Consider the following 15,905-nt stretch of genomic DNA (forward strand, 5'->3'; position numbering starts at 1 on the left):
TCAGTCATGGTTGAATACCATACCCGAATGGAAAGACGGCGTGCAGCCGAAGCAGAAAAACAGAAAAACGAAACACATAAACCTGCAAAAAAGAAAAAGAAATCCGGTGGAAAAAAACATTGGGTAAAGCGGACTTTCATTCTTTTATTGCTGGTTTTCTTATTCTTGATCTTGGCTGGGACGATTTTCGTCTTCGCTGTGATCGGACAGGCGCCGAAATTAAACGCAAATGCATTGCATAATGAAATATCATCGGTCCTCTATGATCAAAATGATAAAAAAGCAACGGATGTCGACTCCGGCGAGCATCGCATGTATACAGATATCGATAACATCCCTAAAACGATTCAAGATGCTTATATAGCGACAGAGGATGTTCGTTTCTATAAACATATCGGTATCGACCCGATTCGAATCATGGGTGCAGGCGTCGCCCAGTTTACGAAGGGGTATAAATCTGAAGGAGCAAGTACGATCACACAGCAGGTCGTTCGCAATGCAATGCTCACTCAGAATAAGACCTTTACACGTAAGATTCAAGAAATGTATCTAGCGATTCAATTGGAGAAAAGTTACACCAAAAAGCAGATTCTTGAGTTTTACTTAAATCAAATCTATCTCGGTGGGGGTCCCACTTACGGTGTAGCCGCTGCTTCTGAACGCTATTTCGGCAAGAATGTTAAGAATGTCACTTTAGACCAAGCAGCAATGCTTGCCGCGATGACACGGAATCCCGGCTACTATGACCCGATCAAACATCCTGATCGGGCAAAAACACGCCGTGATTTGGTTCTTGACTTGATGGTGCACAATCACGCCATCTCATCGGAGGAAGCAGCAAAGGCAAAAACCGTTTCGATGAAGCAAATGACAAAGGGACATCGGCAGATTAAGGTCAGCAATCGCAAATATGGCGCCTTTCTCGATTTCGTTCGCAAAGAACTGGTTGAGGATAAAAAAGTAATTACGGAACAGGAATTCAATTCGGGAGGATTGAAGATCTACACCACTTTGGATCCGGAGATTCAGAATCAGGCGCAGGATGTGCTGAATAATAAACAAAATTTCCCGGTTGTACAAAAGAATTTCAACGCCGGCGTTTCGGTGATCGATACGCAAACCGGGGCAATTCGTGCCCTCGGCGGCGGGCGCAACTACACCTATTTAATGAACAACAACCGCTCTTATAAAACAGCGGGAAGCGGCAATGTCGGTTCCACTGCCAAACCAATTATGGATTATGGTCCAGCCATCGACTATTTACAATGGCCGACCGACTATCAAGTCGATGATACGCCGGATGTTAAATACAGTTGGGGAAAAAAGATCAATGATTTTGATAATCGTTTCCTTGGTTCAATGACAATGCGCCGAGCGCTTTACCTGTCACGCAATGTTCCTGCTTTGCAAACGTTCCAGAAGGTTGATCAGGCAAAAGGCACAGGTAGCATTCGTACATTTGCCAAAAAACTCGGCATCCCAAGCGAAACGCTTAAAAAGCTTGGCGAAAGCTATTCAATTGGTGGCGGCGGATTCAGTTCCAACCCGCTCGAAATGTCCGGCGCCTATGCTGCCTTTGGCAATAAGGGCATATACAATCAGCCCTACGCAGTACGAAAAATTGTAAAGCCGGACGGAGAAGTGATTCAGCTGAACCATACACGTCGTGTTGCGATGCATGACTATACGGCATACATGGTTACCGATATGCTTAAAGATGTCATGACAAATCCACAAGGGACCGGGCGCAGTGCAAATATAGGCGGATCAAACATGGCGGGTAAAACCGGCACGCATAATATTCCTGATGATTACGCGAAGCAATACGGCATATCAGCCACGCAGCAAAGACATGGTGCCCTCGCTTCTTGGTTCGTCGGCTACAATACAAGATTAACTACCGCTGTATGGACGGGTTACGAAGTTAAAAATGAGCAAAAAAATGACAAAGACTATGGTACTTTTCTCGGGCCGACCGAACAACAATATGCAAAAACCATTTTCAGAAACATTATGGCTCAATTTATGGTTGGTGCTCCGGATTTCACAAAGCCAAATTCCGTTGAGACATTGGGCAACGGTGAATTGGCTGTGATGCATTCAAATGTCAGCAATCACTTCCGCTCAGATAAGTCGGATGCATCAAGCAGTGAAAGCAGCAGTGAGCAAAGCAGTTCTTCAAGCAGCGAAAGTAGCAGTAGCAGTGAAGAAAGCAGCTCGTCAAGTAGTGAGAGCAGCGGTAGCAGTGAAAGCAGCAGCTCAAGTATTGATGAAAATACTGAAGATACCGGGGAAAATGAAAACGCTGAAAACAACGGAAACAATGGTGATACTGAAAACAACGGAAATAATGGTGATGCGGGAAACAACGGAAATAATGTGGACACTGGAAACAACGAAAAAAATGGAGACACTGAAAACAACGGAAATAATGGTGACGCGGGAAACAACGGAAATAATGTGGACACTGGAACACCACCACCAACTACTAATCAGTAACCTTAAAACAAAAATGTAAATGGCCTCCCTAAGGTTGGACAGATAAAATTCAACTTTAGGGAGGTTTGCTATGTCTAAATACTTAACTGATTTTAAAAAGAATACTTCAAACTGATGAAGAGCAACTCATCGCTATCTGGGAAAAAGCATTGCAGACATTAAAACTTAAAACATCGATAAAATATAAAAAAGAACCGTTCACCACTTGAACGCGCAGCACTTTATTTAAAATTTCAATCTCTTTACTTTCATCGATTTATCAGTGAAGTCGTAACAGATTTAGATGGATTCGAAACCAATTGAGTACATCCCCTATGGGGGGAAACGCACGAAGAATCCAAAGTCTGCAGTCAAAAAAGAACAACGAATCAAAAGTTACTTATTAAACAGGAGTGACTTCAGGAGTTTGAATCAGAAAACGAACTTCTAATGATGCCCCGTGCTAAAGGGAAAAATTATAAACGGTTTTGTGTGCTTAGATCAAGTATTATAATTAATAAAGAATCAAAGAAAAATTCGGCGGTTAAAGTCCAATTGAATATCGGATTTTAACCACCGAACAGGCATTTAAAACTACATCAACTTTACGGGGAGACATCATCAAGACGTTGGGGATTTTGTCTCTCTCATTTATTTTCGAGGCGACGCATGCTCGCTGCTCTTTTTTTGGTAAATTCCTGCTCCAACTCATCCAACTGAATAAACGCCAGATAACGCGCCGGTTGACGAAGCAAGTAACCAAGTCGTTCGTCAATATTCAATGGTGCGTAGGGAGCAGCCTTGATCTGTTGGATCAAATCGTCATGAACTAATGAGGAAACCGGAGCGCCCGCAGACCAGCAAAGCTGATCAATGAATGCAGCAATGCAACGAATCATCGGCTTTCGAACCAAAGCTTGATCACGCTGGTGAAAAAGCACGCGAAGCGCTTCGCTGCGCTCCTTCCAGTACGCATGAAAAAAATTGTCCTCTTCCTGCCAGGGCCACTTTTCCAGCTGATTGGGCGCATTTACATTTATATAAAGTAAATCATAGAGAAAGGGAATCTGATAAACCTCTTCTTCCGAGAGTACACCGTCAATGACCTGCTGCTTTTCGTAAAATGGGAAAACTTGAAACGTTTGAGGCAGCTCAAGCTTTAGAAATGGCTTTGTCAAACTTGCTTTCACCTCTTCTCATTCGTTTCTGCCCCTCTCGGCATACGTCAAGAAGCGGACATTCCGGACACTTCGGATTTTGTGCTCTACAATGATAGCGTCCGAAAAAAATCAGACGATGATGCGTTTCCGACCACTTCTCCCTGGGAACCCGCCGCATCAATGTCTTCTCGACTTCAAGGACGCTGTCCTTCCATCGGCAGATTCCCAGCCGCTTGGTTACCCGTTCAACATGGGTGTCAACAGCAAGAGCGGGTTCACCAAATGCAACCGAGACAATCACATTCGCTGTTTTTCGTCCAATACCGGGAAGTTTGATGAGTTCATTACGAGTTGTTGGCAGCTCGCCATTATACTTTTCAATGAGCATCTGACACATTTGCCGTATATGTTTCGCCTTATTTCGGTAAAGCCCAATAGAGCGCAGATCATTTTGAAGTTCTTCAATGGGTACAGCTAGGTAATCCTCAGGCTCATGATATTTTTGAAATAGACTCGGTGTGACGCGATTGACTAGAGCATCGGTACATTGTGCGGAAAGCATCACCGCAATCGCCAGTTCAAAAGGATTGGAATGGTTTAATTCACAATGGGCATCAGGAAACATGTCTGCTATCGTATTTAAGATGTAGTCACATTGTTTTTGGTTCAGGAGTTTGCACCTTCCTAATCGAGTTTGCCTAGCCAATTATACGTCGGCATTTTCGGAACATCGCTTTTTTCTTGTTTGGTCACTGTGTTACGATGTTGGTGAGCTCTGATTTTTTCACCATGTTTCTTTGCCTGATCCAATGTTTTGATTCCGTTTTTCTTCCAGTCAAATAAGATGCGATCGATATAACGGAAATTCATTTTTCCGGATAGAACCGCTTCACGCAAGGCACCTTTAATCAACGATGGCGAATGGTGGTCTTGATCCAGCCACATCGCAAGCGTCTCGCACTCAATTGGCGAAAGCGGTCTTGCAAATTCATTTTCAAACAACGTATACAGCTTATCATCGTTTTCTGTTGACACCTTGCTCACCCTCTTTGAGTAAGCGGCGCGAATCAGCTTGTTCCAAAGCGGCTCCAACGAGTACGCTTCAGAATATAGTTTACGATCATTTTTTTGTATGATTGCCAAATAGCCGCGTTGGATTAAGCTGCGCAGACAATCTGCGCACGCGGTTTCATCAAAGCTCATTCTGCTCGCCAAATCGTCAAACGTTGGAAAATCGTCACCTTTACTTAGAAATGAGTGGATTTGAACCAGCAACATACACTCTTGCTCATTCAAACCAATCCCGTGATAGTTTTCAATAAGAAGTGACGGGACAGTGACACTGCCGTTCCCAACGAGTTCAAGCATGAAATTCATATCCATCATTCTATGACACCTCATTGAACATTATAGCATGGATCATCGCAGACTGCGGTCCATGTACTGAGGGAGATTCTCTCAAATTGCACCGCAAAAATAGCAAAAGACTCGGGAACACCCGAGTCTATCACCATGAAAAACCTCGATTAAGGATAGATACGATTCAACAATCTCGGGAACGGAATCGTCTCGCGGATGTGATCCAATCCGCAAATCCATGCGATTGCTCGCTCTAGCCCCAACCCGAATCCCGAATGTGGAACGGTGCCATATTGGCGAAGTTCCAGATACCACTGGTACGCAGGATCCGTAAGATGGAACGCTTCATAGCGCTTCTTCATCAGTTCCAGATCATCGATTCGCTGGCTTCCGCCAATAATTTCACCATAACCTTCCGGTGCCAAAAGATCGGCGCAAAGAACGACATCGTCACGTTCAGGATCCGGTTTCATATAGAATGCCTTAACTTTTGTCGGGTATTTCGTCACGAAAACCGGGACATCGAAATGTTCAGCAATTGCGGTTTCATGTGGTGAACCAAAATCATCGCCCCATTCAATATCATTAAATCCTTCTTTCTTTAAGAAGTCAATCGCTTCATCATAGCTGATACGCGGGAACGGTGCTTTAATCTTCTCAAGCCTTGTCGTGTCACGTCCAATCGCTTTAAGCTCCGATTGACAATTGTTCAAAACACGTTGAACAAGATAAGCTACATAGTTTTCTTGAACCTTTAGACTTTCTTCATGATCACAGAAGGCCATTTCCGGTTCAATCATCCAGAACTCAATCAAATGCCGCCGTGTTTTTGATTTCTCAGCACGGAAAGCCGGTCCAAACGAGAATACCTTTCCAAAAGCCATTGCAGCAGCTTCCATATAGAGCTGCCCGCTTTGCGAGAGATAGGCATCACGATCGAAATATTTTGTATGGAAGAGATCGGTGGTTCCCTCTGCAGAACTTCCGGTCAGAATCGGCGGGTCAACTTTAATAAAGCCGTGATCATTAAAGAAATCATAAGTTGCTTTGATCACTTCATTGCGAATACGCAAAATGGCATGCTGCCTGCTGGAACGCAGCCACAGGTGCCGGTGATCCATTAAGAACTCAACGCCATGCTCCTTAGGGGTGATCGGGTAATCATGTGCCATTTGAATAATCTCCAGATCAGTGACCGTTAACTCAAATCCACTTGGCGCGCGTTTATCTTCGCGCACACTTCCCGTAACATAGAGCGAGCTTTCTTGTGTTAATTCTTTCGCCTTTTCCCAATTTTCTTCACTGATCTCATTTTTTAGAACAACGGCTTGAATAAATCCAGTGCCGTCCCGAAGTTCCAAAAAGGCAATCTTACCGCTTGATCGTTTGTTGGCCAGCCATGCACCAATGGTCACTTCATCGCCCAAATGATCTTTCACTTCAGAAATTCTTACATTCATTTTCCATGACCCCCGCATTCATGTAACAAATTACTTTGTATGTTCTTTAATAAAGTGTTCGATGCGATCGAGCGCTTTTTCCAAATTATCTAAGGATGTCGCATAGGATAAGCGGATATAATCAGGCATTCCGAAACCTGCACCGGGAACTACGGCAACCTTTTCTTCGTCTAGTAATGCTTTGACCCAATCTGTAACACATGAAAAACCACATGCATCACTCAATGGTCGTATATTTGGGAAGAGATAAAAGGCCCCTTGAGGTTTGACACAAGTCACACCAGGCAAGTTCACCAATCTCGGGTATATTGTATTTAATCGTTGTTCAAACGCCTGACGCATGGTTTCGATACTTTCTTGAGGACCGTTATACGCCGCAATTGCCGCATATTGTGACACTGACGCCGGGTTTGATGTACTGTGACTTGCTATATTTGTCATCGCTTGAATTAAGGCCGCATCAGCTGCCGCATAGCCGATACGCCAACCGGTCATTGAATGTGATTTAGAGACTCCGTTAACAACAACCGTCTGTGCTTTCACTGATTCAGACAATTGTGCAATTGAGAAGAAACAGTTGCCATTATAAACGAGCTTTTCATAGATTTCATCCGAAATAATCACAAGATCATGTTTCACACAAAACTCAGCAATCGGTTCAAGTTCTTCTTTAGAATAGATCATCCCGGTCGGATTGCTCGGCGAATTAATAAGCACTGCTTTCGTTTTTGCAGTAACCGCTTTTTCCAAATCAGCAACCGTGATTTTGAAATGATCGCGCTCGGAGGTCTCAATTGTGATTGGAACACCTCCAGCTAGTTTAACCTGTTCCGTGTAACTTACCCAATATGGAGCAGGAATAATCACTTCGTCAGATGGATTCAGCAAGGCTTGGAAGAGCAAATAAAGAACGTGCTTCGCACCGTTTCCAACAATAATTTGATTTCGTTCATAGTCAAATCCTTGATCACGCTTTAATTTTTTGATAATGGCATCCTTCAGTTCTGGAAGACCTGCCGAAGGCGTATATTTCGTATGTCCGGCTTGTGCAGCCTCCGTTGCTGCATCAATAATAAATTCAGGTGTATTAAAATCTGGTTGTCCTGCCCCTAGTCCGATGACATCAAACCCACTTGCTTTCAATTCGTTCGCCTTCGCTGTAATGGCAAGGGTACTTGACGGAGTGATCATTTCCGCTCTTCTTGCAAATTGCATTCTCTCTTCCTCCCTGAACATTTATCAAGATCAGCACAGTTACAAATTTAGAATTCGTTGTGCTTCTTTCCCAGAATCAAAATAAAATGAAACATAATTATAATGTTGATTCGGGCTTAAAAAGGTAATTTCCCATACCGGATTGCCATTGATCGCCCCGAGTCGAACGGAAATGAGTCGTTTAACATCGAACCTCTGACGTTCAAAAAGGGTCAAAACTTGATTCTTTGTTATCCCGTCACTTGCTCTGCGTTCAATATAAGCCGCTTTTTTCGAATCATCGGGCACCCAAAAATAAACCGTTTTCCCATTTCTTTTGGCCTTAACCACTTGATAGGCATCTGACCCATGATAAGCTGAAACAGAAAGCGTGCGATCAAAGGAATAATGCTGCTTTGCTTTCTCAACCGCTGCTGCCGCGTCATGCGTTTGATTACTCATGTTGCTTGAATACAAATGCCAAGCACCAAAAATCAAGATCAATAACACAGTAAAAGCAGTGACATAAATCCATGTTCGTGTTGTTCTCAAAAAATCACCCGAATCACTTTATGTATCTGGCGAACCACGCGTCACGCGGTGCCGCCATTGCCAAATACTGGCGGGTATAACCCTTACCCTTTCCGTTTAAACTACGCCTACCCAGTTATGGGAAAAAAGCTCCTGAACCGACTTATGCATTGCGGGTAAACCCGGTCTTTCGGGTTTATTTTCATTTGCTCAGCAAAATAATCGTATCGATTCTTCCGGTAGATTGCAAGATCATTTTTTGTTCGAACCACCGGTTGCCCTCATACACGAACTGCGTGATTCCACCCTTTTAAATAATTATAACAAAATGCTGCTCGTTCTGTGCGATAATTGAAACGCTTTAATCCCACTCAACATCTGCAGAATATACATTTGCAATGGTTCCATCCGTCTTTTTCAATCGCAGCACTCCGTCATCATTAATCCCCAATGCCGTACCAATGAGAACGCGTCCCCCAGGTTGACGTACTTTTATCTGTTTTCCTAAATTCAGCGCACGCTTTTCCCAAAGCGGTCGTATTTTTTTAAATCCTTCGCTCAAATACAACTGATACAGCGTCTCAAACGAAGCGAAAAATTGCTGCACAATCGGCGCTAAGGCAAACTGTTTTCCTGTCAGCGATGCAAGGGAGGCTGCCTCGCTTTTTATTGGATCGGGAAAAGCAGTTGTATTGACATTAAATCCGATGCCGATTACCACAGCTTTTACATAAGTAGCCTCTGCCATTAGTTCAGTTAAAATTCCGACAAGTTTTTTTCCTTCAAACAATAGATCGTTCGGCCATTTGATCCCGCATGACAAACCTGCCTGTTTTTCAATGGTTTCAGCCGCTGCCACAGCGGTTAGTAATGTAAGCTGCGGCGTTTGATCGATCGGAAGCTCCGGTCGCAAAATTAAGCTCAACGCAATGTTCGTCCCACGCTGCGATTGCCACGTATGCCCCAGTCTTCCACGCCCGCTTGTCTGTTCATTGGTTAGTACAACGGTTCCGTGCTCAGCACCTTCATCAGCAAGGCGCAGCGCTTCTTTTTGTGTTGATCCTATTGCGTCATAAAAACAGATGTGTCGCCCAATTACCTTTGTTGTTAGATGGGCGCTTACCGCTGCTTCACTTAATCCCATTGGAGCATCAATAAGCTTATAGCCTTTTTTTTGTACCGATGAGATCTGATACCCTTCAGCGATTAGTGATTGAATGTGCTTCCATACTGCCGTTCGTGAGCAGCCGATGTGTTCAGAGATCCATTGTCCGGAAAGAAATTGATCATTGTGTGTATAGAGCAGTTTTAGAATTGCTCCTTTTGTTGAGTGCTCCACTCTTTGAACCATAATCGAATCTCCTCCGTCTCATTTTTTACCCGCTCATTGACTACTTCACGCTCGAGTTCACTGATCACTTGAGCAAGCCATGGTCCCGGTCGTTTGTTGGCCCACTGTTTGAATTCATTTCCAGTTGCGGCAAGTTCCGCTCGCGAATGAATCGGACATGCTTCCCATATCCTCCTGACGTCACTTTCCCGATCAGCCAAGCTGCTTTGCAAAATCATTCCCAGTGCAGCGCATACGCGATCAGCAGCATTGGCATTGTCTGGCCCATCTGAATAGATCGTTTCTCTCGTCCACGCTTGCGCCTTGCGCAGTTTCAATAAATCCAAAAGATGGGCGGTTTGCTGTCGCAGGCGGTTGGACCATTTCCATGCTTTTGCAAAGGCATAGCTATCCTTTATGCCAAGTGCGGAAAGAAATGCAGTCCATCGCTCAGCATCAGAACGAAGCACAGTAAAATGAACGTCAAGGACCTCCTTAGCATCTGCCTGCTCAAGCAGCGGCAGTACATGGATGCACTGCGTTTCAAAAAGCAGCCGAAGTGCTTGTGTCGCCGCTTTCCCCGCAAGCAGACGCGTCATTTCCTGATTCACCCGTTCAATGGAAATATTTTTTAATAGCACGGCCTGCTTGCGAAAAGCATGACGCTCACTGCTGCCTAGTGTAAATTCAAGCTCTGATGCAAACCGCATCCCACGCATGATGCGTAGCGGGTCCTCGCTGATCCGCTCCTCCGCACACCCCACTGTGCGAATGCGTTTCATGCGCAGATCACGTTGTCCATTGAATAGGTCAATGATTTTTCCCGTTCGATCCATCGCTAGGGCATTGATGGTGAAATCGCGTCGCATCAAGTCCTGATCCACCGACGACACAAACGCAACCTGACTGGGATGACGGTAGTCCTCATAAGCTGCTTCGGAACGAAACGTGGTGATTTCATAAGTTTTTCCGCCTGAAAGAACGGCAACCGTGCCGTGATCGATGCCAACCGGTATGGTCCGTTTAAATAGTGAGACAACGTCAGCTGGTCGTGCCGACGTTGCAATATCAATATCATGGATTGGTCGCCCAAGCAAATAATCGCGTACTGCTCCGCCAACAATATACGCACCAAATCCATGGTTGATTAATTGATCAAGTAATCGTTCAGCTTGCTTAAAAGGAAAACGCAAAAGGACACCTCATTTATATCAATACAAAAACTGTGCTTATTTATTTTCTTTGTTCTGGTGCAGAAGCTCTCGCCAATGCAATTCGCCATGCATCAATGCATACATCAAAATCTCTGCTGAAGCGAGATTTGTCGCAAGCGGAATACGGTACACGTCGCTTAATCGCAGCAGAGCATTAACATCAGGCTCATGCGGCTGCGCAGTCAGCGGATCGCGAAGAAAGACAACCAAATCCATTTGATTGGCGGCAATCATTGCACCGATTTGCTGATCACCGCCCAGCGGTCCTGATTGAAAACGATGAACCGTTAGGCCTGTCGCCTCCATGACCTTCGATCCTGTTGTTCCAGTCGCATACAACGCATGCTTTTTTAATAGCGATTTATAGACGATGGTAAAATTGACCATTTCCGGTTTCTTCTTATCATGGGCAATCAATGCAATCTTCATGCTTTTAGCACACCTCGATCCCTTGGATGCTCGTCCATGTCATTTAATCAAGAATATTTTCAAGACCGTATACTAACGTTTCCAAATCCATCACTGTTTTTGCCGCATAATGCACACCGTTCATGAATGAAGCACGATCCATGGAATCATGACGAAGCGTGAGCAGTTCCCCTTTACCACCGAAAAGGACTTCTTGATGGGCAATTAACCCAGGAAGACGGACACTGTGAATCCGCATTCCTTCATAATCAGCGCCACGTGCACCTGGAAGTGTTTCTTTTTCATCGGCTGCACCTTGTTTTTTTGCTTGGCGCGTTTTTGTCATCAGTTCAGCGGTTTTAACTGCTGTTCCAGATGGCGCATCCTTTTTCTTATCATGATGCAATTCAATAATTTCCGCATCGGGGAAATACTTTGCAGCCATTTGACTGAACTTCATCACAAGAACGGCACCAATGGCAAAATTTGGAGCGATGATGCCGCCAAGTTTTTTTTCATCCATTTGTGAACGGTATGCCGCAACGTCATCATTGCTGAATCCGGATGTACCAATAACTGGACGTACGCCATAATCAATTGCCTTTTGAAGATTACGTTTTCCTGAGTCAGGATTGGTGAAGTCAATCAGGATATCTGCTTGCTCATTCGAAAAACAAGCATCAATGTCCGTATAAACCTTTGCATCCGCCCCCTCTGCTCCCGGGACCAACTCTGAAACACGAGCACCATCATGACCATGGTCAACAGCTGCCACCAGTATCAGATCAGGCGCCTTCTCGATCATACGAATGGTTTCCGAACCCATTCGTCCTCTCGGTCCGGCTACAATAATACGAAGTTCTTTTTTCTCAGTCATGTTGTTTAAGTTCCCTTCCTTATTTTCTCGTCCACCGATCCTTGTCGCGCGTTTGGAATTTATCCAACACCGTTGTTAAAGCTTGTCCTAAATCAATATGCAGACTGTTCGCCATGCAGATGACGACAAAGAGCAAGTCGCCAAGCTCTTCTTCAACGGTTTTTTCAGCTTCGGTCGGTTTCTTCTTCTTCTCGCCATAATAATGATTTATTTCTCTTGCCAGTTCGCCGAGTTCTTCCGTCAATCGAGCGGTAAGCGCAAGCGGCGAAAAATAACCCTCTTTAAATTGACCGATGTATGCATCGACATCATCTTGAAACGTTTTCAATGTTTTCTGTTCCATAACAATCCCTCACCCCTGTTCCATTTTAGCGAAAAAAGAGCGGTATGCCAAAAAAAAACACTAATTGCAGTTGGATTATACCACTGTTTTCCACCCGATGAAAATCATACAAAGCAATTGTTTTTATAATTGCTGCCTCATGTGTATTGAAGTATTATTTTGTAAACCGTATGATTAAGGTTGCGACTTTGATACGAAAGGGCTGTAGGTACATGAAACTCAATTTACAAGCAAAAAATATTCTCTTTATTCTGCTTGGGGCAGCCGTGTTTTCATTTGGGTTAGTGAATTTCAATATGAAAAATACATTGGCCGAGGGCGGGGTTACCGGCATTAACCTGATTTTATATAATTTATTATCGTTTGATCCTGCTGTAAGCAATATTGTGATTAATATTCCATTATTTTTCGCGGGCTGGCGATTCTTTCGGAGAAATGAATTTATTTATACATTGATTGGAACGTTCTCCCTCTCCGTGTTCCTTTTTATCTTTCAGCATTGGATTACCTTTGATTTTTCATTAAAGCATGATCTTCTCCTTGCTGCGCTCTTTGCCGGCGCTTTCATCGGCAGTGGACTGGGAATCATTTTTCGCTATGGGGGAACTACCGGCGGCACGGATATCATTGCTCGAATTACCCATAAAAAATATGGGTGGGCGATGAGCAAAACGATGCTTGTACTTGACGCGGTCATCATTGTTCTTTCACTGTGCTACTTGGACTATCGTCAAATGATGTACACATTGGTCGCTGTGTTTGTTGGTGCGCGTATGATTGATGTGATTCAAAAAGGTGCCTATGCCGCTAAAGCGGTTATGATTTTCTCGAAACAAAGCGATCGGATTGCGGATCAAATCATTCAATTGTTCGATCGAAGTGTTACGCTCATTGACGGAAAGGGCGGCTACACGGGAAGGAAGATGAATATACTGTATTGTGTTGTCAGCTCCAATGAAGTGTTCCGCTTAAAAAGCTTGATCCATGAAGTTGATCCCAACGCCTTTGTGACGGTCAATGACGTTCATGAAGTGTTCGGAGAAGGATTTTCGATCAATGATGCCGATAACGGATTAAATCAGCGGCAGCCTGAAAAAAACAATAAATGAAACGCATGATCCGATGGAGCAGTTATACGCGGTTTAACTAAAAACAGATCGAGCATGATCGCTCGATCTGTTTTTTCTCACAGAATAAGAAGTATACAATTTTTGGCAAATCCTAAACGCATGAAGCCCATGTGCACATAGGCGGCTCGAAACTATTTTTCGTTAAAGGAGCGGATTTACTCGTATTTCTGCTGCCTGTTCAAAAGAATAGGCCAATTCGATTAAGCGCGGTTCACTGTACGCCATGCCGACAAAGGTGATTCCAACCGGTTCACCGGCAGAGGTATAACCGGCGGGAACGGTAATCGAAGGATATCCGGCTTTTGCCGCAATATCCGATCCCTGATAATCAGCAAAGATCAGCGCATCCAGTTTGCGCGTTTTTATCACGGCATCTATACCTTCTTTTCTTGACAGCCGCAAGTCTTCCGCACGGTCAACAAGATACTGACGCTCGCTAAGGTCGCCGCTTCGCTGATCTGCCTTTTCTAATAGGCTTTGCCCATAGGCTAATGCCTGATCCGCGTGCGCCTTATTGAACGCAATCAGTTCAGAGAGCGTATGTACCGGAACGTCATCAGACAATTGGTGTAAGTAGCGATTCATATCATATTTAAATTCCTGCAGCATGACTGAGGATTCGCGGTTTTCTAACGAATCGGTTGACGGGATGACCGCCGGATCAACAATATATGCACCTTTATCACGCATACGGTCAAGCGCACGGTTAATCAATGCGGCTTTTTCATCACTCACTGAATCCAAGAAGCGCCGATCAATCCCCAGACGGGCATTCTTTAACGCACCGCGTTTTAAAAAGACGGTATAATCTTTGGCAACATCGCCCTGGCTCCAAATCGTCTCTTCGTCATCTTCATCCATTCCCGTCATTGCATTGAACAAAAGCACGGCATCTTGCACCGTGCGCGCAATCGGTCCTGCAGTATCCTGACTGTGTGAAATCGGCACAATGCCGCTCCGGCTTACCACGCCGATCGTTGGCTTTATGCCGACTAGTGAATGGTAAGCGGCCGGGCAGATTATAGAACCGGAAGTCTCTGTACCGATGCCAACAGCGGCTAAATTGGCAGCAACCGCAGCGGCCGTTCCGCTGCTTGAGCCGCCAACATCAAACGACGCGCCATACGGATTGCGGACTTGTCCACCAAGCGAACTGTAACCATTAGGCATTTCCTCTGAAACAAAATTAGCAAGTTCTGTAAGATTTGCTTTTCCGAGAATGATTGCCCCCGCTTTTTTCAGCTGAGTGACCACAAAAGCATCTTTTGCAGCATGATTGTTCTGCAAAGCGATTGCCCCCGCGGTCGTGTGCATCGCGCCTGCTGTATTAATATTATCTTTAACGATCACAGGAATCCCGAAGAGAGGGCCAACATCTTTCGTAACTGACCGTTTTACATCGCATGCTTCCGCATCATGCAGGACATCCGGATTCACTTCTAAAACCGAATTTAATGTTGGCCCGTCTTTATCAAAGCGTTCAATACGATCCAAGTAGATCTGCACCAGCTCTTTTGAAGTCACTTGCCCAATCTTTAACGCTTTTTGCATTCTACTGATCGTCATTTCTTCAATTTCAAACGGTTTTCGTTTTGCAGCTTCTTGACGAAGGTACATTCCCGCAGTTACTGCTGCTGCGGCTGCACCCGTTAAGGCTGCTGCAAAGGCAAACGTTCTCTTTTTTGACATGAGGTTCACTCCATTGATCGATTTGCTTAATTTATGTAAAGCCTGTCTGCAAATTTAACCTCATCTTACCGTTTCAAACCGAAACTTGCAAGAATGGACAATATCATTGAGCTTAAGTTCAAAAAAAGAACTTAAGGCATTCCCCTTAAGTTCGATCAATAGATATCGGTTTAGTTCACTCTTGTTGCGGATTCAGTCATTCTTGTCGTAAGGTGAACACCCTGAGTCTTTAAAGCGCGGTTCGAATGATTTAATCGCAACCACATCATCGAGACAGATATCGATTGTGGAAACAAAATGACGCTCACAGTCAAACAAAGTCAACACATTTTTAGAAACCCCGGCGAAATAGCCTGTGACTGGTTTTGAACTTTTCAAGAAGACCTTAACAAAATCATTCTTTGAAATGCCTTCCAGTAATTTTTTGCCGCAATCGCGATCGCGACGGCCATAGTCACCACCGTAATTATCTCCACACCCGCAACCGGACTGAGTTCCATATACGAAGTTATTCCAACCCATAGAATTACTCCTTCCTGATTCTTTATTGATCTTACATAAATAGCTTATGTGCCAACGGCTTAAAAGTTAGGGACAAAGTATCCAATATATCTGCGTAATTTTCGAGCCTTTTGCCACAAAGCAGCGATTCCAGACAAATAAGATTGCATTTCAATTGATAAAGCGGATACATTTATGGTTCAATGAAAGAAAAGAGAATAGAATCGAGGG

General features: G+C 44.3%; 15 protein-coding genes. 2 read left to right on the top strand and 13 right to left on the bottom strand.

Annotation, left to right across the window (positions count from 1 at the left end):
* The first annotated feature begins 6 nt into the window (after window positions 1-6).
* Window positions 7-2,499 (top strand): transglycosylase domain-containing protein, encoded by a 2,493-nt coding sequence (locus K7399_RS05220; protein ID WP_223362492.1) that lies wholly within the window; start codon window positions 7-9, stop codon window positions 2,497-2,499.
* 626 nt (window positions 2,500-3,125) lie between these two features.
* On the opposite strand, the gene K7399_RS05225 is transcribed toward K7399_RS05220, so the two are convergent.
* The 11 genes from K7399_RS05225 to K7399_RS05275 all read right to left on the bottom strand — a co-directional run bounded on the left by K7399_RS05225 (window position 3,126) and on the right by K7399_RS05275 (window position 12,354).
* Window positions 3,126-3,656: a YpoC family protein gene (locus K7399_RS05225; protein WP_223362493.1), complete on the bottom strand. Its 531-nt coding sequence runs from the start codon at window positions 3,654-3,656 to the stop codon at window positions 3,126-3,128.
* Window positions 3,631-4,308, bottom strand: coding sequence for an endonuclease III (gene nth, locus K7399_RS05230; protein WP_169736928.1), 678 nt, complete (start codon window positions 4,306-4,308; stop codon window positions 3,631-3,633). Before nth ends, K7399_RS05225 begins: the two co-directional genes overlap by 26 nt.
* A 14-nt stretch (window positions 4,309-4,322) precedes the next feature.
* Window positions 4,323-5,021, bottom strand: a complete 699-nt coding sequence (locus tag K7399_RS05235) for a DnaD domain-containing protein (RefSeq protein WP_028975579.1) — start codon at window positions 5,019-5,021, stop codon at window positions 4,323-4,325.
* A 143-nt stretch (window positions 5,022-5,164) separates the two neighbouring features.
* Window positions 5,165-6,457 carry an asparagine--tRNA ligase gene (gene asnS / locus K7399_RS05240; protein WP_028975580.1) on the bottom strand — a complete coding sequence of 431 codons (1,293 nt, stop codon included), beginning with the start codon at window positions 6,455-6,457 and terminating at the stop codon, window positions 5,165-5,167.
* A 30-nt stretch (window positions 6,458-6,487) separates the two neighbouring features.
* Entirely contained in the window at window positions 6,488-7,672 is a 1,185-nt protein-coding gene (locus K7399_RS05245) for a pyridoxal phosphate-dependent aminotransferase (RefSeq protein ID WP_028975581.1), read from the bottom strand.
* A 39-nt stretch (window positions 7,673-7,711) separates the two neighbouring features.
* Entirely contained in the window at window positions 7,712-8,203 is a 492-nt protein-coding gene (locus tag K7399_RS05250; protein ID WP_051575155.1) for a cell wall elongation regulator TseB-like domain-containing protein, read from the bottom strand.
* Window positions 8,204-8,543: 340 nt separating this feature from the next.
* Complete coding sequence (locus tag K7399_RS05255; RefSeq protein WP_028975583.1) at window positions 8,544-9,533, bottom strand: biotin--[acetyl-CoA-carboxylase] ligase; 990 nt, start codon at window positions 9,531-9,533, stop codon at window positions 8,544-8,546.
* Window positions 9,491-10,705, bottom strand: coding sequence for a CCA tRNA nucleotidyltransferase (locus K7399_RS05260; RefSeq protein WP_028975584.1), 1,215 nt, complete (start codon window positions 10,703-10,705; stop codon window positions 9,491-9,493). The genes K7399_RS05255 and K7399_RS05260 overlap by 43 nt, the downstream gene beginning before the upstream one ends.
* A 36-nt stretch (window positions 10,706-10,741) precedes the next feature.
* Window positions 10,742-11,155 carry a methylglyoxal synthase gene (gene mgsA / locus K7399_RS05265; protein ID WP_028975585.1) on the bottom strand — a complete coding sequence of 138 codons (414 nt, stop codon included), beginning with the start codon at window positions 11,153-11,155 and terminating at the stop codon, window positions 10,742-10,744.
* 43 nt (window positions 11,156-11,198) lie between these two features.
* A complete protein-coding gene (gene dapB, locus K7399_RS05270; RefSeq protein ID WP_028975586.1) occupies window positions 11,199-12,011 on the bottom strand; it encodes a 4-hydroxy-tetrahydrodipicolinate reductase in 813 nt (270 codons plus the stop codon).
* A 19-nt stretch (window positions 12,012-12,030) separates the two neighbouring features.
* Window positions 12,031-12,354 carry a nucleotide pyrophosphohydrolase gene (locus K7399_RS05275; RefSeq protein ID WP_028975587.1) on the bottom strand — a complete coding sequence of 108 codons (324 nt, stop codon included), beginning with the start codon at window positions 12,352-12,354 and terminating at the stop codon, window positions 12,031-12,033.
* Window positions 12,355-12,566: 212 nt separating this feature from the next.
* Here K7399_RS05275 and K7399_RS05280 point away from each other — a divergent pair, with 212 nt between their 5' ends.
* Window positions 12,567-13,463, top strand: a complete 897-nt coding sequence (locus tag K7399_RS05280; RefSeq protein WP_028975588.1) for a YitT family protein — start codon at window positions 12,567-12,569, stop codon at window positions 13,461-13,463.
* Between the two features lie 162 nt (window positions 13,464-13,625).
* Here the strand turns inward: K7399_RS05280 and K7399_RS05285 are convergent, their stop codons facing one another.
* Both K7399_RS05285 and K7399_RS05290 read right to left on the bottom strand, forming a co-directional pair.
* Window positions 13,626-15,173 (bottom strand): amidase family protein, encoded by a 1,548-nt coding sequence (locus K7399_RS05285; protein ID WP_037562547.1) that lies wholly within the window; start codon window positions 15,171-15,173, stop codon window positions 13,626-13,628.
* A gap of 192 nt (window positions 15,174-15,365) precedes the next feature.
* Entirely contained in the window at window positions 15,366-15,695 is a 330-nt protein-coding gene (locus K7399_RS05290; RefSeq protein WP_028975590.1) for a hypothetical protein, read from the bottom strand.
* Window positions 15,696-15,905 lie beyond the last annotated feature (210 nt).

The organism is Sporolactobacillus terrae (genome assembly GCF_019930545.1).
Taxonomy (GTDB): Bacteria; Bacillota; Bacilli; order Bacillales; family Sporolactobacillaceae; genus Sporolactobacillus; species Sporolactobacillus terrae.

Coding starts and splice junctions, on each gene's coding strand:
- K7399_RS05275 (WP_028975587.1), bottom strand. CDS start 12,354: ATGGAACAGAAAACATTGAAAACGTTTCAAGATGATGTCGATGCATAC.
- K7399_RS05235 (WP_028975579.1), bottom strand. CDS start 5,021: ATGGATATGAATTTCATGCTTGAACTCGTTGGGAACGGCAGTGTCACT.
- K7399_RS05285 (WP_037562547.1), bottom strand. CDS start 15,173: ATGTCAAAAAAGAGAACGTTTGCCTTTGCAGCAGCCTTAACGGGTGCA.
- K7399_RS05280 (WP_028975588.1), top strand. CDS start 12,567: ATGAAACTCAATTTACAAGCAAAAAATATTCTCTTTATTCTGCTTGGG.
- asnS (WP_028975580.1), bottom strand. CDS start 6,457: ATGAATGTAAGAATTTCTGAAGTGAAAGATCATTTGGGCGATGAAGTG.
- K7399_RS05290 (WP_028975590.1), bottom strand. CDS start 15,695: ATGGGTTGGAATAACTTCGTATATGGAACTCAGTCCGGTTGCGGGTGT.
- dapB (WP_028975586.1), bottom strand. CDS start 12,011: ATGACTGAGAAAAAAGAACTTCGTATTATTGTAGCCGGACCGAGAGGA.
- K7399_RS05255 (WP_028975583.1), bottom strand. CDS start 9,533: ATGGTTCAAAGAGTGGAGCACTCAACAAAAGGAGCAATTCTAAAACTG.
- mgsA (WP_028975585.1), bottom strand. CDS start 11,155: ATGAAGATTGCATTGATTGCCCATGATAAGAAGAAACCGGAAATGGTC.
- K7399_RS05220 (WP_223362492.1), top strand. CDS start 7: ATGGTTGAATACCATACCCGAATGGAAAGACGGCGTGCAGCCGAAGCA.
- K7399_RS05245 (WP_028975581.1), bottom strand. CDS start 7,672: ATGCAATTTGCAAGAAGAGCGGAAATGATCACTCCGTCAAGTACCCTT.